Below are 23,021 nucleotides of genomic sequence, written 5' to 3' on the forward strand. Positions count from 1 at the left end.
AGCTGAATCAGGATCGGCAATTTCTCTCTTGTCGGAGTGAAACGCCAACCCTCAATTGAAGTGGATACCGCGCTCCAGCTTGCTGAAACGAATAAGACCCGCGTAGACATCTGCGCGGGGTCTGCTATTGCAGGCAACGCACCAGAGTCGTGGTGTTGAAGCCTCAGGAAATGAAAGACCGCTGCATGTCCAAACTTGAAGACCTTCTTGCCCGTAAAGGGGCTCTCCTTGCAGACGGAGCAACGGGTACCAACCTGTTCGAGATGGGACTTGTGTCCGGAGACGCTCCCGAACTGTGGAACACGGACGAACCGGAAAAGATCAGGGCACTGCATCAGTCGTTTGTTGATGCAGGATCGGACATTATTCTGACCAACACCTTCGGCTGCAATCGCCATCGCCTGAAGCTCCATAATGCGCAAGGGCGGGTCAAGGAACTGAATATTGCGGGCGTAAAGCTTGCCCTTGAAGTTGCCCAGACAGTTGACAGGGAAGTTCTTGTCGCCGGATCAATCGGCCCGACTGGTGAGTTGTTCCAACCGCTAGGCGCCTTGAGCTATGAGGAAGGTGTTGCGGCCTTCAAGGAACAGATGGAAGGGCTCGTGGAAGGTGGCGCCGACATTCTATGGGTTGAAACCATGTCGGCCGTTGAAGAGATGAAAGCTGCTGCCGAAGCGGCTCAGGATTTTGACCTTCCACTCGTGATTACCGCCAGTTTCGATACGGCCGGCAAAACCATGATGGGGCTGCCGCCGAAAGGACTTGGAGAGTTGCAGTCACAATTCGCATGTACGCCGGTTGCCATCGGCTCGAATTGTGGTGTCGGTGCTTCAGACCTGCTTGCTGCGATCATGGAAATCACGGAAGCGTTCCCCAACGCAATTGTGGTTGCCAAGGGCAATTGCGGCATTCCTCAGATCCAGGGCGATGAAGTTGTCTACACGGGAACACCGGAACTCATGGCCAGATACGCGCATATGGCTCTCGATGCCGGAGCGCGGATCATCGGCGGGTGTTGCGGCACGTCTCCGTCTCATCTTGTCGCCATGCGCGGCGCGCTCGATGATCACAAGGCTGGAAAACGTCCGACGCTAGAGGAAGTTATTTCCGAGATCGGGCCGTTGGTTTCGCCTCCCAACAAGGAGGCGGATGCTGCCCGGGCGGAAGGCGAAGGAAGCAGTTCCGGTCGTCGTCGCGGACGCAGGCGCGGCTGATCCTGAAGATTTCGATGAAAGGGCTCCCCGCATTCGGGGAGCCTTTTTCTATTCTGGGGGCATTTTGTCAGTCAGACGAGCAATTGTCCGGTGTCACCTTGTCGAAGGGATCGCCTGTTTCTTTCAAGGTCGCGGAATTGATCCCCATAGGCTGATAGGGAGGGTCGGTCTGCATACCGATATTGGTCATATGGATCTGATAGCACCCGACAAAAACCTTTGTGGTTCCATCCGTTTGCTCTGCTGATATTGCGACCGGCAGCGCCCAGTTGATCTGGCCCGCACCCGCATCCGGTTCGGTCGGACCGAACTTGACGATCACTTTCTTTGTGGACGCATATCCTTCAGACCATTTATGAAAATCCTTTGGTTCCCAGCCTTTGGAAAAGTAGCTGTATGCCTGAGTGTATAACTGGTTGCTGATTGCGTAATAGTAGCTTTGCACGAGCTTCTGAGGCGTGGAGCGGTCGTCGATGTAGTCCCAGCTTCCCGCCATGCTTCCTGAGGGAAACTGCAACCCACTAGTCAGGGCAACAGCGGCACTGAGATGGAAGAGTTTGTGTGAGATCATCTTTGGCAAACTCTCTCTACGAGTTCGGGGCTTGTCACGGCAATCAGTCCGGTTTCCTCTTCCGACCTGAATTTCTGCTGATAGCGGCATTCAAAGTCCCTCTATCTGTTCCGGAGTGATGATCTTGACGTCCTTCTTCGTGATCAGCGGTTTGGCGGCAATGCGCCAGGCGGCCAGGTGCGGGGAGGCGAAGTGCTTTTCCAGAACATCCCGGTTTTGCCAGTGTTCGACGAAAACAAAGGTTTGAGGATCTGAGATACTTTGGTGAAAATCGTAGGACAGGCATCCTGGTTCCTTGCGCGTTTCGGCAATGCAAAGTCGGGTTGCCTCGACAAGGGCGTCTCGGTTTTCCTGCGTTGTCTTCATGGTCGCGATGATAAAGATCATAAGAAATTCCGGAGAGGATTAGGTCGGTTGAGCGCCTCAAGAGTTACACGTTTTGCGGCGTGTGGCATCGGAAAATTCTGAAAATCTATCGAAAGTTTATTGAACTTACTCCCTTTGTTGATACCCAAAGCTGGCCGATTCTGATCGGGACGGTGCTTGAGGGACAGCTTTGGAGAGAGCGTTGCGGATTATCGGACTTGTATTGATCGCGGCTGCGTGCCTGGTGCCGGTTTACTGGTTCATGCCTTTGGCCGCGACAAGAGACCCCCTGGCGGTCTTTAGCCAGTATCTTGGTTCCGCAGCACTTGTTTTGATGGGCATCAACCAGTTCATCGCAACGCGCCCGCCGGGTCTGGAAACTGTATTCGGATCTCTGGACCGCATTTATGTGCTGCACAAATGGCTTGGCGTTGTGGCTATGGTGGCCCTGGGGCTTCACGATATCGTCGATGCAGAAATGAACGGACTTCGGGGCGGCCCCCTTTCCGGTATCGCGGAAGATATCGGTGAAGTCAGTCTCTACGGGCTTTTGATTCTGGCGCTGGCGTCGGTGATCACGTTCATTCCTTATCACTTGTGGAAATGGAGCCATCGGCTCATTGGAATTTTCTTCTTTCTCGGAGCGTTCCACTTTTTCTTCATCGAGAAACCGTTCTCGAATTCGGATCCGCTCGGGCTCTATATTTCGGCATTCTGTCTTCTCGGGATCTTTAGTTACCTCTGGATGTCCCTGTTGAAGCCGTTGGCGCCGCGCGGACACCCTTATGCCGTTTCTTCCGTGAAACACCTCGGTGGTTTGACCGAGGTCGAGTTGACGCCAAAGGGGCGGGGCTTGAAGCACAAAGCGGGTCAGTTCGCATTTTTGTCGTTTAAGGGAAACGGACTGACAGAAGAACATCCCTTCACGCTCAGCTGTGCGCCTGCGCAAGACAGAACACTAAGGTTCTCGATCAAGGACCTTGGCGACTACACTCGGCGTTTGCGCCAAGGTGTGCAGGTGGGGGCTGAGGCATTGGTTTCCGGCCCTTATGGACACTTTTCCATGCCATCGGGGCGTGACCCGCAGGTGTGGGTCGGCGCAGGGGTCGGCATCACTCCATTTCTTGCGTTTGCGGAAAGCCTCAAGGGAAAACAGACCGGGCCGGTCAAGCTCTATTACTGCGTGCGCGAACGCGACGACATTCCCTACGCTGTCGACCTGGAAAAGATTGCAGAAGAAGTTGGCAACCTTGAAGTTATCATCGTCAATTCAGCGGAAGGGGTTCGTCTGACGCCCGAACGCATCATAGCTGATCTCGGTGGAAGTGTTTCGCAAGCGCACCTGTTCTTCTGCGGGCCTGTCGCCATGCGCAAGGCCTTGAAGAGCGGACTGGTCCTGAAAGGACTTCGCGCGAGCCGGTTTCATTTTGAGGAATTCCAGATGCGAACCGGGATCGGCTTGGCAACTCTGGCTGCCTGGCTGTGGGACCGGGGCATTTATGCCGTTGAAAAGCGCCGGGCAGAGAAGCCGCAAGCCGCTGAATAGTCCCGGCCCGCATCGGCTGTCGATCAAGCGAGAATTCAAAAGGACGATTTCTCGACAGGAACCGGCTTGCCTTTCAAAGTCTTTTGACGTTTACGTAAAAGCAAGCCGGATATGCGGCGCATTTTGAAAACCATAAGGGAGCGCCGATGCAGCCACTAATGACTGGTCAGGAAATCATGGAGCTGCTGGACAAGGAGTTCCCGCAGATTCATGCCGGTGGACGTGTGTATTCCATTGACAGTGTGTCGCCAGGCGAAGCAGTTGTTCGATTGAGCGCAAACGAGCTTCATTTGCGTCCCGGAGGGACCGTGTCGGGACCTTCCATGATGGCATTGGCGGATCTGGCGGCGTATGTTGTGATCTTGGCCCATATTGGGCCGGTCGCCCTGGCGGTGACAACAAATCTCAACATCAACTTTCTCCGCAAGCCCGAGGCGGGGGACCTGCTGGGAACGTGCCGGTTGCTCAAGCTCGGAAAGCGACTTGCGGTCGTGGAATGCGGGATTGCAGGAGAAGGGGATGAAGACCTTGTTGCGCACGCGACGGCGACCTATTCGGTGCCGCCGCGATGAAGGCACTGTCTAAGCTGGAACCTTCGTTTCCTTTTGGCTGAACAAGCTTTCCAGATCTTCCGAATACTCAACGACGCGATTTCTGCCCTGCCTTTTGGCTGCATAGACAGCAAGATCGGCACGGTGCAGCGCCGATTGCCGGGTGTCGGCCCCGGAAGTGACGTACGCCCCAACACTCAGGCTGGGAACATAATCGGTGTTTTCGCGTCGGCACGGCTCGTTGGCTGCCTCCATGACATGCCGGTAAAGGCGACGTAACTCCCCTGGCGTCGTGTTCGGAAACATGATTACGAACTCGTCTCCGCCGAATCGACCGACAATGTCACTCTCGTTCCTGGTGCTTGAGCGTAGAATGTCGGCAACATGTTTCAGCAGCTTGTCACCGCACGCGTGCCCGAACTGATCGTTGACCTGCTTGAAGTGGTCGACGTCTACAAAAAGAATGCCAAGGTTTCCGTTTTCTGTTTCGTTAGCGAAGTGTTCGTCCAGAAATTTCGACACGCTTTCGCGGTTCAAAACACCTGTCAGGTGATCGTAGCGGGTCAGTTCAAGCAATTGCTTGTCCTTGCGCATTAATTGACGCGTTCTGCGTACATAGGCCAAGGCAGGCAAAAGCAGGACGGCGATTGTGCCGACGATAAGATAACCGCTCATCCACTGAAACGACTCTTCCAGCGCTTCCTCAAAGTCGCTCACATCGACATAGACCTCGAGGGCGCCGATCCGTTCACCGGACGGCAGGTCGGCGGGCAGGTAAACCTCAACATAGGTATCGACGGTTTCTGCCGAGGCCTCTTCATCGTCGTGGTCGTGAAAGAACACCGCGGATTGGCCGGTCTCAATGACGCCTAACGCCTTGGCATTGAAGAGCTTGGTCGGTTCAAGGACGCCTGAATCCGACAGCAGGGTTTGCATTCCGTCCTTGTTGAACATGACAAACCGAATGACGCCGACCAGCGCAAATGAATCTTTGAACCGGTTGATTTCCGAAGGCGTCGCAATGCCCTTCTCGACCATGCGCCGCGCGGAAGGAGTTGTTTTGAGAAAATTGCTGGCCCAGGACTGCGCGCGAATTTCCGCGCTTTTTCGAAGGGCAACCTGTGCCTGCCAGTCTATCAAGGCGTCGAATGCGACGGTAAACAGAAACACAAGCGCCGATGCGCTGGCCAGAGCAAGCAGAAGGGGATTCCTGTATTTGGGTTTGAGGCCCGCTAGACCCATATGCCGCTCCATCGCACCAAAGTGCCGTGAAATGTAGCGCTCAGGATTTAAATCTGAGTAAAGCAACTGCCCCGTGTTGATTTGTGGGATGCAGCTTTGAGGCGGAGAAGAGGGCCCATAAAAGCGAACAAAATTGTGGTAATATAATACCGTTTTTGTAAGTCGTTGAAATATATAAGGAAAGTGTTAGAATACTGAAAAATTGCTTCTTGACCAGGTTTTTGGGTGAGCGTATAAGCTGCCTCGAACGAATTTGAGGTCCGTTCGCTGGCTTTATCAGCCGCGCGGGCCTTTTCTTTAACGTCCAGAAACGGATCAGTCTCATGAAGACCTTCTCTGCCAAGCCGGCTGAGGTCGAGAAAAAGTGGATCTTGATCGACGCAGAAGGCATGGTTGTCGGCCGTCTCGCCGCATACATTGCCAATCACCTGCGCGGCAAGCATCTGCCGACCTACACGCCTCACATTGACACCGGTGACAACGTCATCGTCATCAATGCTGACAAGGTTGTGCTCACCGGCCGTAAATACGACAACAAGAAATACTACTGGCACACCGGTCACCCGGGCGGCATCAAGGAGCGCACCGCGCGTGCAATCCTGGAAGGCCGTTTCCCGGAGCGTGTCCTGGAGAAAGCCGTTCAGCGTATGATGCCGGGCGGTCCGCTGTCCAACAAGCAGCTGAAGAACCTCAAGGTTTACGCTGGTCCGAACCACCCGCACGAAGCTCAGTCGCCGGAACTCGTCGACGTGAAGGGCCTCAATGCAAAGAATGACGGCAAGAGGGCTTAACAATGGCTGAGCTGCAATCCCTGGAAGAACTGGGCGGCGCGGTCGAAACCGCAGCCCCTGAAGCTCCGGTCCATGTCCAGAAGCTGGACGCACAGGGCCGTGCATACGCTACCGGTAAACGTAAAGACGCGATCGCTCGCGTCTGGATCAAGCCGGGCACTGGCAAGATCATCGTCAACAAGAAGGACTTCACCGAGTATTTCGCTCGTCCGGTTCTTCAGATGATCCTGCAGCAGCCGATCATGCTGACTGATCGTGCTGGCCAGTATGACGTCATCGCGACCGTTACCGGTGGTGGTCTGTCCGGTCAGGCTGGTGCTGTGCGCCACGGCCTGTCCAAGGCTCTGACCCACTACGAGCCGGAGCTGCGTGCCGTCCTGAAGAAGAATGGCTTCCTGACCCGCGATAGCCGCGTTGTTGAACGTAAGAAGTTCGGTAAGCGCAAGGCTCGTCGGTCCTTCCAGTTCTCCAAGCGTTAATCGCTGGACCAACTGGTACTCCAAATTCGAGAAACCCGCTGGAGCGATCCGGCGGGTTTTTTGCTGGCGAGGTGTAAATCGCAGAGGAGTTCAAGGCTTCTGCAACGAAATGATTTCCGGTATAGCGTTTCGTGAAAACCTTGAAACAAAGAGCATTGCCCATCGTGTTGAAATCTCTGATTTCAGATAGCGATAGCTGATCCTGTCTTTTAACTAAGTGCTCTGGCAAGTCCTCCTCTAGCGAGGCAGATTTCAACAACCCGTTGGTCTCGTCCGGGACAGAACGGCCAAGATCAATCAGGTGGAAATGAGCCAGGCGAAGTTTCTCGAAGGCAATCTGTTCAAGCATGTCAGCGTGATGTCGTTGACGGCATCTGTCGGCCTGATGGCGATCTTTGCAGTCGATTTTGTCGACATGATTTTCATATCGATGCTTGGCAAGGACGAACTGGCTGCAGCCGTCGGCTATGCGGGCGCCATCCTGTTTTTTACAACGTCCTTCAACATCGGTGTTGCGATTGCGGCTGGAGCTCTGGTTGCCCAGGCACTAGGGGCAGGGGACCGATCCAAAGCTCGCAAGAGGGCGTCGAGCGCTCTTACCGTTGGGATCCTGTTTTCTTCCGTATTTGCGCTGTTTGTCTGGCTCGGGCTCGGGCAGCTGGTCTCGCTGATCGGAGCGCGAGGTGTCACTCATGAACTGGCAGTCCACTATCTTGCGATCATCGTCCCGACATTGCCTTTACTTTTGCTGGGAATGGCTGGCGGCGCGATCCTGAGAGCGCATGGTGATGCCAGGCGCGCGATGATTTCAACGATTGTCGGCGGTGTGGTCAACGCGGTTCTGGATCCCATCCTGATATTCGGTCTCGACCTCGAACTCACCGGGGCAGCCCTTGCAAGTGCTGCCTCGCGTGTCGCTATCGCGGCCTACGCGCTCCTTCCCATTTTCCGCTATCACGGCGGGCTCAGTCTGCCGCGCCCCAAAGATCTGGCAATGGATCTGCCTCCGATATCAGCCATTGCTTTTCCCGCCATCCTGACGCAGTTGGCAACACCCGTCGGGCAGGCCTGGGTCACAAGGTCGATGGCCGAGTTCGGAGAAGATGCCGTTGCCGGTATGGCAATCGTCGCGCGTATGACACCGCTTGCCTTCGGGACGATCTTTGCTCTCTCCGGAGCGGTTGGTCCGATAATCGGCCAGAATTACGGGGCAGGGCAATATGACCGCGTGCGGGGTACGCTCCGGGAAGCTCTGCTTTTCACTGCCTTGGTGGTCGGTTTTGCCGCGCTTGTACTGTTTGTCCTTCGAGAGCCGATTGCACGCCTCTTTGAAGCCGATGGCATGGCCCTGACCTTGATCTACCTGTTCTGCGGTCCTCTGGCGTTGGCCTTCTTCTTCAACGGGATGCTCTTTGTTGCCAACGCGTGTTTCAACAATCTTGGGCGGCCATTTTATTCCACATGGATGAACTGGGGCCGGCACACGCTCGGAACCATTCCATTTGTCTGGTTGGGAAGTTCGCTTTATGGAGCTCCGGGCGTCCTGATCGGACAGGCGGCAGGTGGCGTTGTCTTCGGTATTGCAGCCATTCTGCTGGTTCGAGTGGTGATCAAGGATGTTGAGGTTCATCACGAGGTGCCAAAGCGCCCCGGACTATTCCAGCGGCAGGCCCGTCAGGTTATCCTGTTCTTTTCCAGGAGGTGAATTGGCTTCGCTAGCCAATCGCCTTGCCTGTAGATCCCTTTTCATTTCGAAGTCGGCTGCTCAACCGAAGCATCTTTCGAAATTTCGGGCATTCCATGTGCGATGGAGCCGGACATTCGGCAACATGATGGATCAGGTCCCGCAGGTGTGAGAGCCGTTCAATCTGACGGTCGAGGTCGTCAGCCTTGTCAAAGAGCACTTGTCGGGAGAGGGCGGGGCGACCGTCCGGGCCAAACATGCCCTTTACTTCATCAAGAGAAAAACCGGCAGCACTTCCAAGCGTGATGAGTGCCAGCTGGTCGAGGATTTCCGGCCCAAACAGCCGTTTCAATCCGCGCCGGCCGACAGAGGTGATCAGCCCTTTTTCTTCGTAATGCCGAATGGCCGACGCAGCGATACCTGTTTGCTGCGCCACTTCTGAAATATCCAATAATTTCATCTCTTGACCTCAAGTCGACTTGAATTTGTAGGCTGGCCGTCATGGTTCAAAAAGGCAAGGGAAATATCGTGTCGGATACATCACAAAGACATCGTCCGATCTGGATGGACGTTGCGGCTATCGGTCTGCTCATGACGGCGACGTTGAAGATCATGGCGAATGCCACAATCAGTCCCGCTCTGCCGGCACTGGAAGAGAGTTTTGCAGGCGAACCGGGGGCAGCTTACCTCACGCGGTTTCTGGTCTCGGCACCATCTCTGACCGTGGTTCTGGTTGCACCGCTTGCTGGCGTTGCGGCTGATCGCTATGGCCGCGGTCCGTTACTGATTGCGGGCATTCTGCTGTTCGTAATGGCCGGTACGGCAGGTGCATATTTGCCGGACCTGACGTCGATACTCGTCAGTCGCCTGGTGCTCGGTGTTGCCGTGGCGCTGGCGATGACGGCGCAGGTTGCGCTTGTTGGGGATCTGTTCAGCGGGTCCCGGCGGAGTGCCTTTATGGGATTGCAAACGACCGCAATCAATTTGTGCGGGCTCTTGTTCATCGGACTGGCCGGATATCTCGCCGGTCTGTCTCCAAGGTTGCCGTTTCTGGTCTACGCATTGCCTGTTCTGGCGTTGCCGTTTCTCTTGTCGATACATCGGCGGGAGGATCATTCTGGTCAGGGGGAGGCCGGGAAAGGCGATGCAGGTTTGCCGCTCGCCTCGAGGGCGCATTGGTTGATGCCGGCTCTCCTTGTCGGGGCGCTGACAACGGTCACGGTCATGTTGTTCTTTCTCATGCCGAGCCAGTTGCCATTCTATCTGGATGCAAATGGGTTTGACAGTGCAAGCGCGACAGCGATTGGTCTTGGTACCTTGATGTTGTGCGGCGCGGGTGTGGCGATGACGTTCAAGCGTTTGAGCGAAAGTCTTGGGTTGGCGTCCACTCTGGCTGTCGGCTACGCGATGATGGCGGCGGGATTTGCCGTTCTGGCGCTCGAGGTAAGCTGGCTGTTCGTGTTGACTGGGGCGGGAGCAATCGGCGCAGGCTACGCGCTGGTTCAACCGGGCTTCCTGTCTCTTGCTCTTCAAGTGGCGCCCGTCGAACGACGTGGGAGCGTGTCGGGAATCGTGACGACGAGCATGTTCCTTGGACAGGTCATCTCTCCATTTGCGCTGACACCGTTCATTCAGACGGTCGGATTTGCCTATGTCTACTTTGGCACATCGCTGTCTTTCGTCTTGTTGGCTCTGGCTGTTGTCCTGTTGATGCTGCCTCGTGCCCGGCCGCAACGGGAAGTCCGTTAGGCTTGGTAAACTGCATGTCGAACGTTTTCCGAATGGAAGAGCGGACGCAATGTTCTCGCTTGCTGTCTAGTTTGGAAACACCAGTATCTTGACTGGAAGCAGCAGTGACTGTGCTCGGATCACGATGGCATTGGCGATCCCCATGCCATCGACGATCCGGGACAGAAATGCGGAAAAGCCGGATATTTCGCCCGCCTTGATTGCCTTTTCGTGACTGGAATAGGCGACGCCGATGCACCGGCTGCCGGGTGGCACGTGGTCCGCATGACCAGCGTATAGCGGCTCAATGATGGTCAGGATCGTTCCCGGCCTGGCTCGGTCCTGTATGTCGATCAACTGGTCGGAAGGGCGAAGCTGACCGGAGGCGATGACGGCCTGGACCTCAATGACTTTCATCGGAATGACGCTGAGCGGTTTTGAAGCGCAGGTGATTTCAACGATGGTTCCGGGATGAAGCACCTGTGCCGAAATCTGACCGAACCCTGCCTGAAAACGGCCTCGTCCCGAGCCTTCGGGTATGAGAATACCCGCTGGACGAAGAATGGGATTGACCAAGTCTCCCGGTTTCAGTTTGAACTGCCTCACTGTCCCGTTGGTTCCGGCATAAACCGTTGATTTCTCGATTTCGGTTTGAGCCTGGGCAAGAGCCGCTTCCGCGCTGGCTCTTTGGGCCGGAAGGAGCGTGTCCAGCCTTCCTGCGATCGCGTCCCTTTGTGCTTTGCTTGCCTGCAGTGTTCCCTGAAGCCCTTCGACTGTAAGGCGCAGACGTTCGATTTCCTGTTCGCTTACGACATTCTGGTTGCGTTCTGAAAGGCTTTGCCGGCGATTGAGCTCATCTTCTGCCTGGCGCAACTGGCTTTCAGCCGCTGTGATGTTTCCTTCTGCTGCCAACAACTCGGATCTGGCAACGGTCACAGCGGCGTCGACCTCCGCAATGCGCCGGCGGGCGGTTTCGGCGGCGGCGCGCTGGCGCTGTGTGTCGAGACGGAAAATGGCATCACCAGCGCGCACAAATTCATTGTCCGAAACATAAACTTCTTCAACCCGACCGGGCCTGTCGCTGAGAATGGAGACCGTCCGGAACAAAGACGTGACGTTTGAAGTGGTCGGGTGGAAATAGAAGATGATGGTAAGAAGAGAAATGGCCAGCACCGCGCAAGCCGTGATCCCCCAGCGCAGTTCGTACCAGACCGTAAACAGGTTGATTTCGTGGCCGAGCCGTTTGCCCTGCTTGTGTCGGCGGTAGAGATAATCCGGCACGATGGTGACCAGAGCGCTGAAGAAAAGTTCAAGCATCGCTTTGCCCCGGCTTCTTCAATCGTCTCCTGAAACTTCGAATATGTACCGGAACAACGATCTTGGAGAGTGGTATGGCTGCCAGCAGAAGGGCAGCAATCCAGAAGGCGTTGTTCATGAAGAACAGCGAGAGAAGTCCCAAAATGCCGACAATCTGCAATTGGGTTTTACCCAGTCCGGACGCCATTCGATCCGGAAGAGCCTGAATTGTGAAATAGAGCGCACCGAACCCAAGAAGAATCGCAACCAGGGCAAATGCGACGGCGATGAAGAGAAGATCGGTCGCTCCAGGTCCCGTGACGAAAAAGGGTGCCGGGTCGGGTTGAATATCGCTACTTAGAAATTCCATATCGCAATGCCTCGATATGTTCGAGCATCGCGATAGTAGACAAGGTTGGGAAGAGCGAGACAATTCGCATTTTTTGCGAGTTTTCCTTGAGACTTACGCTCGCACACCGTTTCGAGCAGTACCTTATGTGGGTTTGGAGGCTTTTCCAGCCACGTAGGTTTCAACTACGGCCCGGTCATCGCCCAGCGTCTGCAGCACGAAAAGTTCCTCGGAAAGGGAAGTGGCCGTTTCCATGCGAAGAGCCATTGTTGGAGTTGCTCTGGAATTCAAAACGACGAGGTCGGCATCGGTTCCGACGTCCAGCGTTCCAATCCGGTCAGAAAGGGAAAGTGCCTTGGCGTTGCCCAGTGTCGCCCAGTAAAAGGTGATAAGCGGATGCAGGCGTTGACGTTGCATCTGCAGCACTTTGTAGCCCTCGTCGAGGGTTCGTAGCATCGAGTAGTTGGTGCCACCGCCAACATCTGTCGCTATGGCAGTGCGAACTCCGGCAATTTCAAGGCGGGCCTTGTCGAACAGGCCGCTGCCGAGAAAGAGATTGGACGTCGGGCAGAAAACGGCGACTGACCCCGTTTCCTTCATGACGCCGAGCTCACGCTCATTCATGTGAAGACAGTGTCCGAGCAACGTCTTGTGACCCAACAGACCGAAGGTCTCATAAACATCCAGATAGTCATCCGCTTCCGGAAAGAGCTCCCTGGTGAAGGCGATCTCGTTGTGGTTTTCGTTGATGTGCGTTTGCAGGTGACAATCAGGATGTTCCTTCATGAGCGTTCCTGCGGCTTCCAGCTGAGCGGCCGTCGACGTGATCGCGAAGCGCGGAGTGACGACGTAATGAGCACGGCCCTTGCCATGCCATTTTTCCAGCAAGGCCTTGCTGTCGTCGTAAGAGTTCTGTGCGGTATCACACAGGCCGGCAGGGGCGTTGCGATCCATCATGGTTTTGCCACCCAGCATCAACATGCCCCGTAGTTCGGCTTCTTCGAAATAGCTGTCGACTGAATTCGGATGGCTGGAGCAGTACGCGCTTGCTGTGGTTGTCCCGTGGGCGAGCAGGGCGTCGTAGAACTCTCTGGCGATTCTTTTGCCGTGATCTTTGTCGGCAAACTTCATTTCTTCCGGGAATGTGTAGTCGTTCAACCAATCCAGAAGCTGGTCCGCCCATGAAGCGATGACCTGAGCCTGCGGAAAATGAATGTGCGTGTCGATGAAACCGGGCAAAAGCAGATGAGGCCGATGGTCGACAACTTCTATGCCTTCCGGGGCCACTGCAGTGATTTCGGCAAAGGACCCTCGTTCAATGATCCTGCCTTGTGAGACGAGCAGTGCCCCATCTTCCTCATAGGTGTAGGCGGCTGTGTCTTCAGGGCCCTCGGGAGCCGATGCGAAGGTGAGCAGCCTGCCGCGCAGGATCTTGGATTTCAGGTCTGCCAAAGGTCGATGTCCTTGTTATTTGATCAGCGGTCGCCGAGAGGTAGGGTCAATTTGGTTTCTTGAAAAGCTAATCTCAAGTCAGAGACAAACGCTCAGCGGAGAAGAAGCCGCTTGGGGCGAGGTTGTGACAATGACTTGGCCGATCCTTGCGCAGGCTGTGTCAATCGGGTCCCGGCATGCTTGAACTCGCATCAGGCGGAGGTGAAGCCGGATCGGAATGCGAAGACATTTCGATGGTCACATGCCCGATTCCATGCACTGCCTTCAACCGCGTACGCATCTTTTGCACGATTGCCGGGGACTGGTCGTCGGCAAGAACAACCGCATGCATGGTTGCGTTGACCTTGCCTTCGGCCAGAGACCACAGATGAATGTGATAAACATCTTGAAGTTCAGGAATTTCGGCCAGCAGATCCCGCCGGATCTCCTCGCGATCGATTTGTGCAGGTGCGCCTTCCAGCAGGATGTGAGCGGACTGGCGCATGACGGTGACGGCTGAGCGGACAATGAGAAGGGCGACAAACACCGACAGGATCGGGTCGATCGGGTACCAGCCTGTGAAATAGATTATGACCGCTGCGGCGATCGCGGCGACGGAACCGAGCAGATCTCCCAGCACATGCAGGATCGCCGACCTCATGTTGAGCGATCCGTCGCCACCTCGCTGGAGGATCAGGAAGGCGCCGATATTCACCAGGAGGCCCAGAACCGCGATAGTGAACATCGGTCCTGCAAGAACGGTCTCCGGTTCCATGAGCCGCCCTGCAGCTTCCACACAAATCCAGATAGTGACGACAAGCAGGAAGATTGCATTGGCAAACGCAATCAGAACAGGAAGACGATCACGGCCATAGGTCAGGCGGGCATCTGGCGGTTTCTTGGATTGCTGAAAGGCCCACCAGGCAAGTCCCAGTGACGCGGCATCGGTGACCATGTGGATGGCATCGGCCATGAGTGCCAGCGAACCGGCAAGCCACCCGCCGATGAGCTCGGCAAACATGAAGCCTGCAATCAGAAGCCCGGCCCATGCAACGGCACGCGCATTCTTGTCCGTTACCTCGGGTGTGTGGTCATGATCGTGCCCGTTCTCATGATCATGAGCAGCCTCTGGGCTGCCGGCGCGTGGTGAAGAAAGATGTTCTGAATGGGACATTGATCAACTCGATTTCTTCAGCAGCGCCTCTGCGCAGGTCTGATTTCCGTGCCGCGTTGTTTGTGCGATTGGGACCAATCGGCAGACAAAGTGCCTTGGGGCGTTCTTAGGAACTGACAGACCTCCGGTTCCTCTGATAAGACCAATTCCGTTTTAACATTTGGTGTTTGTCCTTGTGGTTGGAACAAGCTGCAACCTGGTGTTTTGCAGTTGACAGGCAGACCCACTCGAAACCGGGGAACAGTTGATGTCAGCAGACTTACCGCGCTCTACCGACAACGCGTTTTTGGGAACATCCGTCAAGGGCGGATCGCATGAACCGACATATGCCGGCGCGCTGTCTTTCATGCGACGCAGATACAGCCGCGATCTTGAGGGCATCGATCTTGCTGTCTGGGGCATTCCGTTTGATGCTTCAGTGTCCAACCGTCCAGGTGCGCGTTTCGGTCCGCAGGGTGTGAGGAGGGCGTCGGCAATTTTCGACGGGGACCCGCAATATCCATTTCACATGGACCCGTTTGAAACACTCGCCTGCGTGGACTATGGCGACTGTGTTTTCGATTACGGGCGAAATCCGGATATTCCCGGACATATCGAAGCCCAGGCCGCAGATATTCTGGCAACCGAAACACACTTGTTCTCAATCGGTGGCGACCATTTCGTCACTTACCCCCTCTTGAAGGCGCATGTTGCCAAACACGGGCCGGTCGCCCTCGTTCAATTCGATGCGCATCAGGATACATGGTCGGATGAAGGAGATCGGATCGATCATGGAACTTTCACTGGACGAGCCGTTCGTGAAGGGCTGATCGATCCTGAAAGGTCCATTCAGATCGGGATACGCACACACGCGCCGGAGACCTGTGGGCTGGAGATCATTTATGGCCACGAGATGGACGATCTCGGAATAAGGGGTGTGGTTGAACGGATCAAATCAAGGGTGGGGGCAGGGCCTGCCTACATGACATTCGACATCGATTGTCTCGATCCGGCTTTCGCTCCTGGAACCGGGACACCGGTTTCCGGAGGTCTCTCGTCCCGAGAAGCGCTTTCGATTCTTCGGGAATTGGGTGATCTTGACTTTGTTGGTGGAGATGTCGTTGAAGTGGCGCCTGCCTATGACCACGCGGATATCACATCCATCGCCGGTGCCAGCGTGGCGCTGACCTACATCGGACTTCTGGCCGAGCGACGCAAACGCTAGTTTCGCTGCCTGGCTTGCCCATGCATGATCTGCTTCGGTAAAAAGGGGCAGATCTTCAGGGTTTTCTTTTGCGGATCAGTTTGTTGTCGTTGACTGGTTTTTCTGTCCAGAAACGATAGAGCGGTGCCTTGTCCTTCATCTCATTGTAAAGGCCAATGAGTTTTCCCAGACAAACAGCCTGAGCGGCATATGCAACCAGCAGACCGGTTGCCGTGAGCAGCAGCGAAGACGATACCGCTCCAAGCATTGCAATCAGTGTGCCCGTCCAGAACACCAGATACAGGATTGTGATTTTCTGATTCACATCTGCCGGAATGGGAATGAGCAATCTGTTTAGCCAGATCCGTTCTCCGTAGCTTGCACGTCGGGCCCAGCTATCGGCCTGTTGCTTCCCGGAAAGCAAACTTGGCAGTTTGAAAAGAAGCAGTAAGACGCCGGCAAGCAGCACCACCGAAAAGAGGCCTCCCACAAGAAGCTTTGCCCAGATTGCAGCCGACAAAAGGGCAGGCGCGACAATTTTGGCATATGTGGACACGGACCCGACCGGGCCGGCAGCACGGCTTTTCAGAAGCAGCAAGGGCGTATTGATACCGGACGCATCATTTTGCGTGACATGGGCGTTGGGCAGTTGGTGGCGTTGTGTGATTTGCATGATCTGATTTGTGCTAACGGGTATCTCTCGATCATACCCGTGTGGGGCGGGCATTGGCAAATGTATACTGCGGGCCCTGCTGGTAAGAAATATTTGAAACAACCTGTGGGAAGTATCGGTTTGATTAGTAATTAAACCAGTATCAATCAGTACTTCTAAAACTTTAGTGGGGGTTGTTGGGTGATCGAGCTTAGTCGCGCCTGAATATTCAAAAATAGATGTGAACTCAACGTAATTTCAGGTTGTATTAAGGGTTGATTAGTTTGAAGTTGGCAAAAATATTTTGTTTTTCGTTGATCGTTTAAAGAAAATCGAGTCGGGGCATGATCTCAAAATGGGGCAGGGCTGCTGGGGATGACTGCAAAAATGATAATGAAACATCTCTCGCGGACGAGCTAACCCGTCTGAACAGGACGGTGCACCTTCAAAGGGATGACGAGCTTTCAATCAGTGGTGAATGGCTTCAGACCCTGGTGAATCAGGTTTCGGACTACATCTTCGTAAAAGACAGGCAGTTCCGCTTTGTGATGGCAAACCAGCAGGTTGCCCGCGAGTTCGGAATTGAGGATCCGGCCGAACTTATCGGCAAGACCGACCTTGATTTGCACCCGCTCAAGGCCGGAATGAGGTTTCAGGCCGTCGAAGTGGAAATCATCGCTACTGGAAAGCCCAGGATCGACTTTGAAGAGTTTTCCTTTCTGTCGAACGGAAAGCGAAGATGGGTGTCGTCTTCGAAGTATCCAGTTCTGGGAAAAGACGACGAAGTGGTCGGAATTGTCGGAATCTCTAGAGACATAACAGAACGAAAGAAAGCCGAACTTCTTCAGGAAGGGCAGAATAAGGTCCTGCAGGAGATTGTTTCGGGAAAGTCGCTCAATGACGTTCTGGAAACACTTGTCCTGACGATCGAGAGCCAGCTTGATGGCGTAATGGGTTCTGTCATGCTGGTTGACGAAGCCGGCGCATGTCTAAGGTCTGCCGTTGCTCCGAATTTGCCAAAGGACTTTTTTGAAGGGGCAGACGGAATACCCATCGGGCCGAAAGTCGGGTCTTGTGGCACTGCGGTCTTCAGACGAGAAAACGTCTTTGTTGACAACATTCTGGAAGACAAACTCTGGGAAGACTACCGGGAATTCGTCGAGCAGTTTGAAATGCGCTCATGTTGGTCGGTGCCCTTTTTCGGCAATGACGGCAAGGTTCTTGGAACCTTCGGGCTTTACTCCATGGAAGTTCGGGAACCGACGGAACATGAACGCAACCTTGCCATGGAAGCAGCACGCCTCGCGTCCATCGCCGTTGAGCGAGACCGGGCAGAAAGCCGGATCAGATTTCTTGCCCACCATGACGTGCTGACCGGATTGCCCAATCGGCAGGAGTTCAAATCCCGGCTTGAGGAGAAGGTTGAAAGCTGCAAGCAGACGGGAGATCCCGTTGCCGTGGTGTTTGTCGATCTGGACAACTTCAAATTCGTCAATGACAGCTTCGGTCATACAATCGGAGATCAGGTCCTGACCATCGTTGCAGAGCGCCTCATGACTGTTCACGACGGTGAGCATCTGGCAATCCGTTTCGGAGGCGACGAGTTCGTTTTGATCGTCGATGGCGAAGTGGCTTCGGAAGCCAAACTTGCGAGTTTCATGACGCAGTTACGAGAAGAAGTTACCAGGACTATTCATATTGGCGACCTTTGCTTTCACGTAACTTGCAGCATCGGAGCCGCGCGTTTTCCTGAAGATGCGTCGGACGCCGGTCAGCTTTTGAAGAATGCCGACAAAGCGATGTTCGAAGCCAAGTCCTCAGGTAGGGACGGTTTCAAGGTTTTCGAACAGGAAAGGCCGGAAAGATCCGTCAACAAACTGACCTTACTAGAGGAGATGCGGTCAGGTATCGAGAATGGCGAATTTTTCCTTGAATATCAGCCACAATACAATCTTGTCAGCGGCCGCATCATTGGTGCAGAAGCGCTGGCGCGCTGGAACCACCCGGTCCTTGGAAGGATGATGCCGGGAGAGTTCATCACGCTTGCCGAGGAAAGCGGACTAATCGTTCCTCTTGGACGTTGGGTTGTTCACGAAGCCTGCCGTCAGAACAAGGAATGGCAGGATGCAGGACTGTCTCCCATAACAATCGGGGTCAATGTTTCGGCGAGGCAATTCAGAGATTCGACGCTCGTGGCGGATGTTCGCGGCGCACTCCAGCAGACAGGACTTCCTGCAAACTTTCTGGAACTGGAGTTGACCGAAAGCCTGTTGATGCAGAATGCAGATCAGGCAGTCGGGGTGATGGATGAGTTTCGCCGGATTGGCGTCAAACTTGCCATTGATGATTTCGGCACAGGATACTCCAGCCTGGCCGCCCTGAAGAGTTTCCCATTGACCCGCTTGAAGATCGACCAGAGCTTCATCCGCGATCTCGATTTTGGTGAATCCGACCGGTCAATAGCGCGTGCCATTATTTCGCTCGGCCGTGAGCTGGGTTTGAATGTGGTTGCCGAAGGTGTCGAGACCGCGAAACAGCAGGCCTTCCTGGCCAGCTGCCGCTGTGAGACCGTGCAGGGGTTCCACTTTGGCCGCCCGATGAAGGCGGACAAGTTCGGCAAGTTGCTGGGAATGACGCTCACACCGTTAGCGGCGCATTTCGGTTAGTCGAGATCCGCGGCAATAGTCGAATTTCAAATCCAGTCGAGCGGCTGTTGATGGTTGCTCGGTTAGATCCGCAGGGTTTGGGGACTCAGACCTTTTTCATCACATAGGAACCTGGGGCGTCTTCCAGAATTTTTACTCGATTGGCCCCTGGCTTGCGCGCTTTTGCAGTCGTGTCGTCTTGAGACCGGATCCACTGATCCCAATACGGCCACCAGGAACCTGGATGTTCTTCGGCTTTCTTGAGCCAGTTCTCGAGCGCGCCCTTGGCTTCCCCGCCAGTCCAGAATTGGTACTTGTTCCGTGCCGGAGGATTGACGACACCGGCAATATGACCGGAGCCGGCAAGAACATACTCAACCGGTCCACCAAAGCAGCCAGAACCGAGAAAGACCGACTTTGGTGGAGCGATATGGTCTTCCCGGGTCGCCAGGTTGAAAATCGGGATCTTGACCTCTGAGAGGTCCAGCGTTTCTCCGTCTATTTCCATCTCGCCCTTGGACAGTTTGTTGTCCAGGTAACAATTTCGCAAATAGAACGAGTGGTTTGCCGCCGGCATGCGGGTGGAATCGGAGTTCCAGTAGAGCAGATCGAACGGGAAGGGCTCCTGACCCTTGAGGTAGTTGTTCACCACGTAAGACCAGATCAAGTCATTCGATCGCAACATGTTGAATGCTGAGGACATCTTGGAGCCGTCGAGATATCCGTGTTCGGCCATGCGTTTTTCGAGAAGAGAAATCTGCTCCTCGTCAACGAACACTTTCAAATCGCCCGCAAAAGTAAAGTCGACCTGAGTCGTGAAGAACGTTGCGGACTTGATGCGCTCGTCGCCGACGCGCGCCATGTAAGCCAGCGTAACGGCCAGGAGCGTTCCGCCAACGCAATAGCCAATCGCATTGACTTCTTCCTGGCGCGTGGCGCGTTTGATCACATCGAGGGTATTGAGAATGCCCTCTTTCATATAGTGCTCGAAACTCTTCTGGGCTTGGCGTTCATCCGGATTGACCCAGGAAATCACAAACACGGTGTGTCCCTGGTCAACGCACCATTTGATGAAGGACTTCTCCGGATTGAGGTCCAGAATGTAGAACTTGTTGATCCACGGCGGGACAATCAAAAGAGGTCTTTTGAGAACGTCAGGTGTGGTCGGTGTGTATTGGATGACCTGACAGACATCGTTCTGCGCAATCACCTTGCCGGGTGTATTTCCGAGATTTTCCCCGAGATTGAATTTGGAGGGATCCGTTTGCCGGATCTTGAGCTCGCCCTTGCCCGTCCTCAGGTCCTCGACAAGGTGCTGCATGCCTTTGACAAGATTTTCGCCGTTGCTTTCCATGGTGAGGCGCAACAGTTCAGGGTTGGTCAGAACAAAATTGGATGGTGAAACCGCGTTGGAGATCTGGGTGACATAAAACTCGGCCTTGTGGCGGGTATGTTCATCCAGCCCCTGCGCATCATGGACCATGTCTTCGGCCCATTTGCTGGTGATCAGGTAGAGCTGCTTGATGAAATCGAAGAACTGATTGTTTTCCCAGTCCGGGTCGGCAAATCGTTTGTCCCGTGGTGGTGTTTCAACCGCCGGTTCCGCTTGTTCTCCCATCATGCGCTTTAGGGACGAATTCCAGAGATCGATATAGCCGCTCCATAGTCTGGATTGGGCTTCGACGGCACGTTGCGGATCGGAGGCCCAGTATTCACCAACCTGAGCGAGTGTCTTTACCACACCCGTCAGTTCGTCCGTCGTGTCGTCCTTGATCTTGCCCTGTTCACGCGGCTCGATATAGGCAGCCATCGCCTTGCCAGCTTGTTCCAGGGTTTTTGCCAGGTTTTGGGCAAAAGCCTCCGGATTGTTGATTATGTATTGCAACATCGGATGCTGGCGGTCATCAGCCATAGGCGGGCGTCCCTCCGGTTTTCTAGCCCCTTCCAGTCCGGTCAAGGCCTGAAAGTCTCAGTCATTCAGCAGCGTTATCTTGTTCTATTTGCGCTGGTATTTTTGAACTATCAGTTATTTATGACACAACGTTCAAGCTCCGTCGATTGGCATTTAGGCAAGGCTGATATGCACAGATCGAAGCATTCTTGTGGCCGGGAGAATCCTGTTTGCAGCCGGCCTCTCCGATACCAAGCCGTGATTTCAAAGTATTCGGCGAAAGGCCATCGCCCTACCTGCGGATTTGAAGTCTTTGGTCTGAAGTCCAATGCAAGGAGGTCCGGCGAAGCGGCCCTTGGTAAAGGCAGCAAAGATCAACTTGCTTGCCGCAAGAATTGAGACAAATCCCGATCAAACGTGTTGTAATGACGAACAGAAAGGGAATCAGCTTCCGACAATCCGGAACAGGTTTGTTTGTCAGGCTGAGAACAACGACCTGGGGAAGGGCATTGTGAACGTCATGGGCAAGGTAAAAGCAACCATAAGCACTGTCCTTCTTGCGTCTGGTTTGGCGGCATGTGCTGTTGGTCCCGGCACGCCGTTGGTCGATGCCTTGAAATCGGGACGCGGTCCCAACAGCGCCAATGTTCCGGCACCTAAAGGGTACGGCGCTTACGTTAACGCAGGGGAATCAAGTGGTTTGGTCAACCCTGAAGAGCGCGAGGCTACCGAGGAGTATCTGGAATCTTTGGCACTGCAGTAATTGTGGTTGTTAAAGTTTAAAGTAGTTTCGCTGGAGTCGTGCTACAAAGAAATCATATCGAATGAAAATAATATTCACAAAAACATAAGTGTTCTTTTACACATCAATCCCTATCTTGCTACGGGCTAGGGGTTGGACTTTATATTTTATGACACTTGATACTCCGACATTGTTTACATGTCTGATGATTGCGGAACTCGCTGGAAGCGCTGTGCTGCTCTTGTTCTTCCTGTTCTGGAAGCCGCGCGGGGGAGCGTGCTCAAGAAGTTTGCTGATTTGGGCACTCGGTCTGTTCTGCATTGGATGTGGGACAGCCTTGCTGGCAATGCGCGGTGAGATTTCTGATACCCTCAGCATCGTTACAGCCAACGCCTTCGTCCTAACCGGTGTCGGATTGCGGCGAAGTGGCCTGGCGACTTTCTTGAGGAAGCCAAGCCATCCGTGGTTGATCGTCATTCCAGCAGCTCTCTGGACCGCTCTTTGCTTTTACACGCCTTTTCGCGAAAGCCTGATCGCAAGGGTCAACTATCTCTATGTTTTCTTCCTGTTGAACGGCCTCTGGATCGTGTGGCTCGCAATTCGGGAAAACCAGGAGAATCTCTTGTCCGTCAGGCTTCTTGGCCTGTCGATGTTGCTTGAGTGCTGTGCATTTGTCTGGTTCACACTCAATCAGAATTTACATGACTTCCCGAGATTTCTTGACGCGTTCCCCGAAGATTTCATGACCATCTATCTCGTAACGCTTCTGTTCTCCAACATCATGACCATCATTCTGCCAGCCTGCATGGTCATCGAGAGGAGTTTGCAGCGTTTCAAGGAGCAAGCGTTGCAGGATCCGTTGACCGGACTGCCGAACCGGCGTGCGTTTTTGGACAGCGCTGAAGCCTGGGTGTCACAGAACGATGCCAATGAAGAAACCTACAGCATCATCGCCCTGGAGCTGGACGGCTTCAACGCCGTGAGAGAGACGTTTGGTAACGCTATGGGAGACGTGGTGTTGCAGCTTTTCGGACGCGTCCTCAAAGATAGTGTCGGGGAAACAGCCGTCTTGGGGCGAATTGTCGATGAGCAATTTGTCGTGTTTTTGCCAAAGGGCGACAGGGAGTTTGCTGCTCTGACCGCTCAACGGATTTGCAGGAAATTTGGCATCGCATGCCAGGAGGCTTCTGAAGGCAAATTGCTGGTAACCGCCAGCGTCGGGCTCCTGACGACACATACCGGGATTGGATTGGACAGGGCCATGGAAGTTGCTGATCGCGGACTTTCACAAGCAAAGCAGCAGGGTCGGGCGCAGGTGGTAACGATGGACCTTTCGCCAGGTGGAGGAGCCGTCAAGAATCCAGGCAAGGCGGGACTTTCGTTCCTAAGGAAGAAAGTTGCTTAAGCTGGAGCGCACATGCTGATTGCCTGCAGGGCGGTATGAGAAAATCGTCTGGTGGGTGAGGACGAAACGAGAGTTCTTGAA

General features: G+C 54.4%; 21 protein-coding genes. 11 read left to right on the forward strand and 10 right to left on the reverse strand.

The features are described 5' to 3' along the window. Positions 1-185 precede the first annotated feature (185 nt). Positions 186-1,214: a betaine--homocysteine S-methyltransferase gene (gene bmt, locus ABLO27_RS03890; RefSeq protein ID WP_353030573.1), complete on the forward strand. Its 1,029-nt coding sequence runs from the start codon at positions 186-188 to the stop codon at positions 1,212-1,214. A gap of 67 nt (positions 1,215-1,281) precedes the next feature. Here the strand turns inward: bmt and ABLO27_RS03895 are convergent, their stop codons facing one another. Next, complete coding sequence (locus ABLO27_RS03895; RefSeq protein ID WP_353030574.1) at positions 1,282-1,785, reverse strand: hypothetical protein; 504 nt, start codon at positions 1,783-1,785, stop codon at positions 1,282-1,284. Positions 1,786-1,875: 90 nt separating this feature from the next. Beyond that, positions 1,876-2,172, reverse strand: coding sequence for a putative quinol monooxygenase (locus ABLO27_RS03900; RefSeq protein WP_353030576.1), 297 nt, complete (start codon positions 2,170-2,172; stop codon positions 1,876-1,878). Positions 2,173-2,353: 181 nt separating this feature from the next. Here ABLO27_RS03900 and ABLO27_RS03905 point away from each other — a divergent pair, with 181 nt between their 5' ends. Both ABLO27_RS03905 and ABLO27_RS03910 read left to right on the forward strand, forming a co-directional pair. Further along, on the forward strand, positions 2,354-3,697 hold the full coding sequence (locus ABLO27_RS03905) for a ferredoxin reductase family protein (protein WP_353030578.1): 1,344 nt from the start codon (positions 2,354-2,356) through the stop codon (positions 3,695-3,697). Positions 3,698-3,843: 146 nt separating this feature from the next. Then, positions 3,844-4,269 (forward strand): PaaI family thioesterase, encoded by a 426-nt coding sequence (locus ABLO27_RS03910; protein WP_353030579.1) that lies wholly within the window; start codon positions 3,844-3,846, stop codon positions 4,267-4,269. 9 nt (positions 4,270-4,278) lie between these two features. Here ABLO27_RS03910 and ABLO27_RS03915 read toward each other — a convergent pair whose 3' ends face one another. Further along, on the reverse strand, positions 4,279-5,490 hold the full coding sequence (locus ABLO27_RS03915) for a GGDEF domain-containing protein (RefSeq protein WP_353030581.1): 1,212 nt from the start codon (positions 5,488-5,490) through the stop codon (positions 4,279-4,281). 323 nt (positions 5,491-5,813) lie between these two features. Between ABLO27_RS03915 and rplM the strand changes: the two genes are divergently transcribed. The 3 genes from rplM (at position 5,814) to ABLO27_RS03930 (ending at position 8,465) form a co-directional block, all read left to right on the forward strand. Continuing rightward, on the forward strand, positions 5,814-6,281 hold the full coding sequence (gene rplM, locus ABLO27_RS03920) for a 50S ribosomal protein L13 (RefSeq protein WP_297586347.1): 468 nt from the start codon (positions 5,814-5,816) through the stop codon (positions 6,279-6,281). 2 nt (positions 6,282-6,283) lie between these two features. Then, positions 6,284-6,760 carry a 30S ribosomal protein S9 gene (gene rpsI, locus ABLO27_RS03925; protein ID WP_353030583.1) on the forward strand — a complete coding sequence of 159 codons (477 nt, stop codon included), beginning with the start codon at positions 6,284-6,286 and terminating at the stop codon, positions 6,758-6,760. Positions 6,761-7,067: 307 nt separating this feature from the next. Then, positions 7,068-8,465, forward strand: coding sequence for an MATE family efflux transporter (locus tag ABLO27_RS03930; protein ID WP_353030585.1), 1,398 nt, complete (start codon positions 7,068-7,070; stop codon positions 8,463-8,465). Between the two features lie 10 nt (positions 8,466-8,475). On the opposite strand, the gene ABLO27_RS03935 is transcribed toward ABLO27_RS03930, so the two are convergent. After that, entirely contained in the window at positions 8,476-8,904 is a 429-nt protein-coding gene (locus ABLO27_RS03935; RefSeq protein WP_353030587.1) for a helix-turn-helix domain-containing protein, read from the reverse strand. A gap of 68 nt (positions 8,905-8,972) precedes the next feature. Between ABLO27_RS03935 and ABLO27_RS03940 the strand changes: the two genes are divergently transcribed. Continuing rightward, positions 8,973-10,193 carry an MFS transporter gene (locus ABLO27_RS03940; RefSeq protein WP_353030589.1) on the forward strand — a complete coding sequence of 407 codons (1,221 nt, stop codon included), beginning with the start codon at positions 8,973-8,975 and terminating at the stop codon, positions 10,191-10,193. A 66-nt stretch (positions 10,194-10,259) separates the two neighbouring features. Here the strand turns inward: ABLO27_RS03940 and ABLO27_RS03945 are convergent, their stop codons facing one another. From ABLO27_RS03945 to ABLO27_RS03960, 4 genes are all read right to left on the reverse strand, one after another. Beyond that, positions 10,260-11,489 (reverse strand): HlyD family secretion protein, encoded by a 1,230-nt coding sequence (locus ABLO27_RS03945; protein ID WP_353030591.1) that lies wholly within the window; start codon positions 11,487-11,489, stop codon positions 10,260-10,262. Beyond that, positions 11,482-11,838, reverse strand: a complete 357-nt coding sequence (locus ABLO27_RS03950) for a hypothetical protein (protein ID WP_353030592.1) — start codon at positions 11,836-11,838, stop codon at positions 11,482-11,484. The genes ABLO27_RS03945 and ABLO27_RS03950 overlap by 8 nt, the downstream gene beginning before the upstream one ends. A 123-nt stretch (positions 11,839-11,961) precedes the next feature. Further along, positions 11,962-13,260: a guanine deaminase gene (gene guaD, locus ABLO27_RS03955; protein WP_353031702.1), complete on the reverse strand. Its 1,299-nt coding sequence runs from the start codon at positions 13,258-13,260 to the stop codon at positions 11,962-11,964. Between the two features lie 169 nt (positions 13,261-13,429). Continuing rightward, positions 13,430-14,422, reverse strand: a complete 993-nt coding sequence (locus tag ABLO27_RS03960) for a cation diffusion facilitator family transporter (RefSeq protein WP_353030594.1) — start codon at positions 14,420-14,422, stop codon at positions 13,430-13,432. 247 nt (positions 14,423-14,669) lie between these two features. Between ABLO27_RS03960 and speB the strand changes: the two genes are divergently transcribed. Next, on the forward strand, positions 14,670-15,626 hold the full coding sequence (gene speB / locus ABLO27_RS03965) for an agmatinase (protein ID WP_353030596.1): 957 nt from the start codon (positions 14,670-14,672) through the stop codon (positions 15,624-15,626). A gap of 55 nt (positions 15,627-15,681) precedes the next feature. Here speB and ABLO27_RS03970 read toward each other — a convergent pair whose 3' ends face one another. Beyond that, positions 15,682-16,278 (reverse strand): DUF6653 family protein, encoded by a 597-nt coding sequence (locus ABLO27_RS03970; RefSeq protein WP_353030597.1) that lies wholly within the window; start codon positions 16,276-16,278, stop codon positions 15,682-15,684. Positions 16,279-16,694: 416 nt separating this feature from the next. Here ABLO27_RS03970 and ABLO27_RS03975 point away from each other — a divergent pair, with 416 nt between their 5' ends. Beyond that, positions 16,695-18,923, forward strand: a complete 2,229-nt coding sequence (locus ABLO27_RS03975) for a sensor domain-containing protein (protein WP_353030599.1) — start codon at positions 16,695-16,697, stop codon at positions 18,921-18,923. Positions 18,924-19,008: 85 nt separating this feature from the next. Here ABLO27_RS03975 and ABLO27_RS03980 read toward each other — a convergent pair whose 3' ends face one another. Next, positions 19,009-20,814, reverse strand: a complete 1,806-nt coding sequence (locus ABLO27_RS03980; protein ID WP_353030601.1) for a PHA/PHB synthase family protein — start codon at positions 20,812-20,814, stop codon at positions 19,009-19,011. 334 nt (positions 20,815-21,148) lie between these two features. Here ABLO27_RS03980 and ABLO27_RS03985 point away from each other — a divergent pair, with 334 nt between their 5' ends. Together ABLO27_RS03985 and ABLO27_RS03990 are read left to right on the forward strand one after the other, a co-directional pair. Further along, positions 21,149-21,556: a hypothetical protein gene (locus ABLO27_RS03985; RefSeq protein WP_353030603.1), complete on the forward strand. Its 408-nt coding sequence runs from the start codon at positions 21,149-21,151 to the stop codon at positions 21,554-21,556. A 148-nt stretch (positions 21,557-21,704) separates the two neighbouring features. Next, a complete protein-coding gene (locus ABLO27_RS03990) occupies positions 21,705-22,940 on the forward strand; it encodes a GGDEF domain-containing protein (RefSeq protein ID WP_353030604.1) in 1,236 nt (411 codons plus the stop codon). Positions 22,941-23,021 lie beyond the last annotated feature (81 nt).

Source organism: Roseibium sp. SCP15 (assembly GCF_040329435.1).
In the GTDB taxonomy this organism is placed as follows: Bacteria; Pseudomonadota; Alphaproteobacteria; order Rhizobiales; family Stappiaceae; genus Roseibium.

Excerpts from the sequence above, each read along its gene's own strand:
- bmt (WP_353030573.1), top strand. The coding sequence starts at position 186 with ATGTCCAAACTTGAAGACCTTCTTGCCCGTAAAGGGGCTCTCCTTGCA.
- ABLO27_RS03895 (WP_353030574.1), bottom strand. The coding sequence starts at position 1,785 with ATGATCTCACACAAACTCTTCCATCTCAGTGCCGCTGTTGCCCTGACT.
- ABLO27_RS03900 (WP_353030576.1), bottom strand. The coding sequence starts at position 2,172 with ATGATCTTTATCATCGCGACCATGAAGACAACGCAGGAAAACCGAGAC.
- ABLO27_RS03910 (WP_353030579.1), top strand. The coding sequence starts at position 3,844 with ATGCAGCCACTAATGACTGGTCAGGAAATCATGGAGCTGCTGGACAAG.
- ABLO27_RS03915 (WP_353030581.1), bottom strand. The coding sequence starts at position 5,490 with ATGGGTCTAGCGGGCCTCAAACCCAAATACAGGAATCCCCTTCTGCTT.
- rplM (WP_297586347.1), top strand. The coding sequence starts at position 5,814 with ATGAAGACCTTCTCTGCCAAGCCGGCTGAGGTCGAGAAAAAGTGGATC.
- rpsI (WP_353030583.1), top strand. The coding sequence starts at position 6,284 with ATGGCTGAGCTGCAATCCCTGGAAGAACTGGGCGGCGCGGTCGAAACC.
- ABLO27_RS03930 (WP_353030585.1), top strand. The coding sequence starts at position 7,068 with ATGAGCCAGGCGAAGTTTCTCGAAGGCAATCTGTTCAAGCATGTCAGC.
- ABLO27_RS03935 (WP_353030587.1), bottom strand. The coding sequence starts at position 8,904 with ATGAAATTATTGGATATTTCAGAAGTGGCGCAGCAAACAGGTATCGCT.
- ABLO27_RS03945 (WP_353030591.1), bottom strand. The coding sequence starts at position 11,489 with ATGCTTGAACTTTTCTTCAGCGCTCTGGTCACCATCGTGCCGGATTAT.
- ABLO27_RS03950 (WP_353030592.1), bottom strand. The coding sequence starts at position 11,838 with ATGGAATTTCTAAGTAGCGATATTCAACCCGACCCGGCACCCTTTTTC.
- ABLO27_RS03960 (WP_353030594.1), bottom strand. The coding sequence starts at position 14,422 with ATGTCCCATTCAGAACATCTTTCTTCACCACGCGCCGGCAGCCCAGAG.
- speB (WP_353030596.1), top strand. The coding sequence starts at position 14,670 with ATGTCAGCAGACTTACCGCGCTCTACCGACAACGCGTTTTTGGGAACA.
- ABLO27_RS03970 (WP_353030597.1), bottom strand. The coding sequence starts at position 16,278 with ATGCAAATCACACAACGCCACCAACTGCCCAACGCCCATGTCACGCAA.
- ABLO27_RS03980 (WP_353030601.1), bottom strand. The coding sequence starts at position 20,814 with ATGGCTGATGACCGCCAGCATCCGATGTTGCAATACATAATCAACAAT.
- ABLO27_RS03990 (WP_353030604.1), top strand. The coding sequence starts at position 21,705 with ATGACACTTGATACTCCGACATTGTTTACATGTCTGATGATTGCGGAA.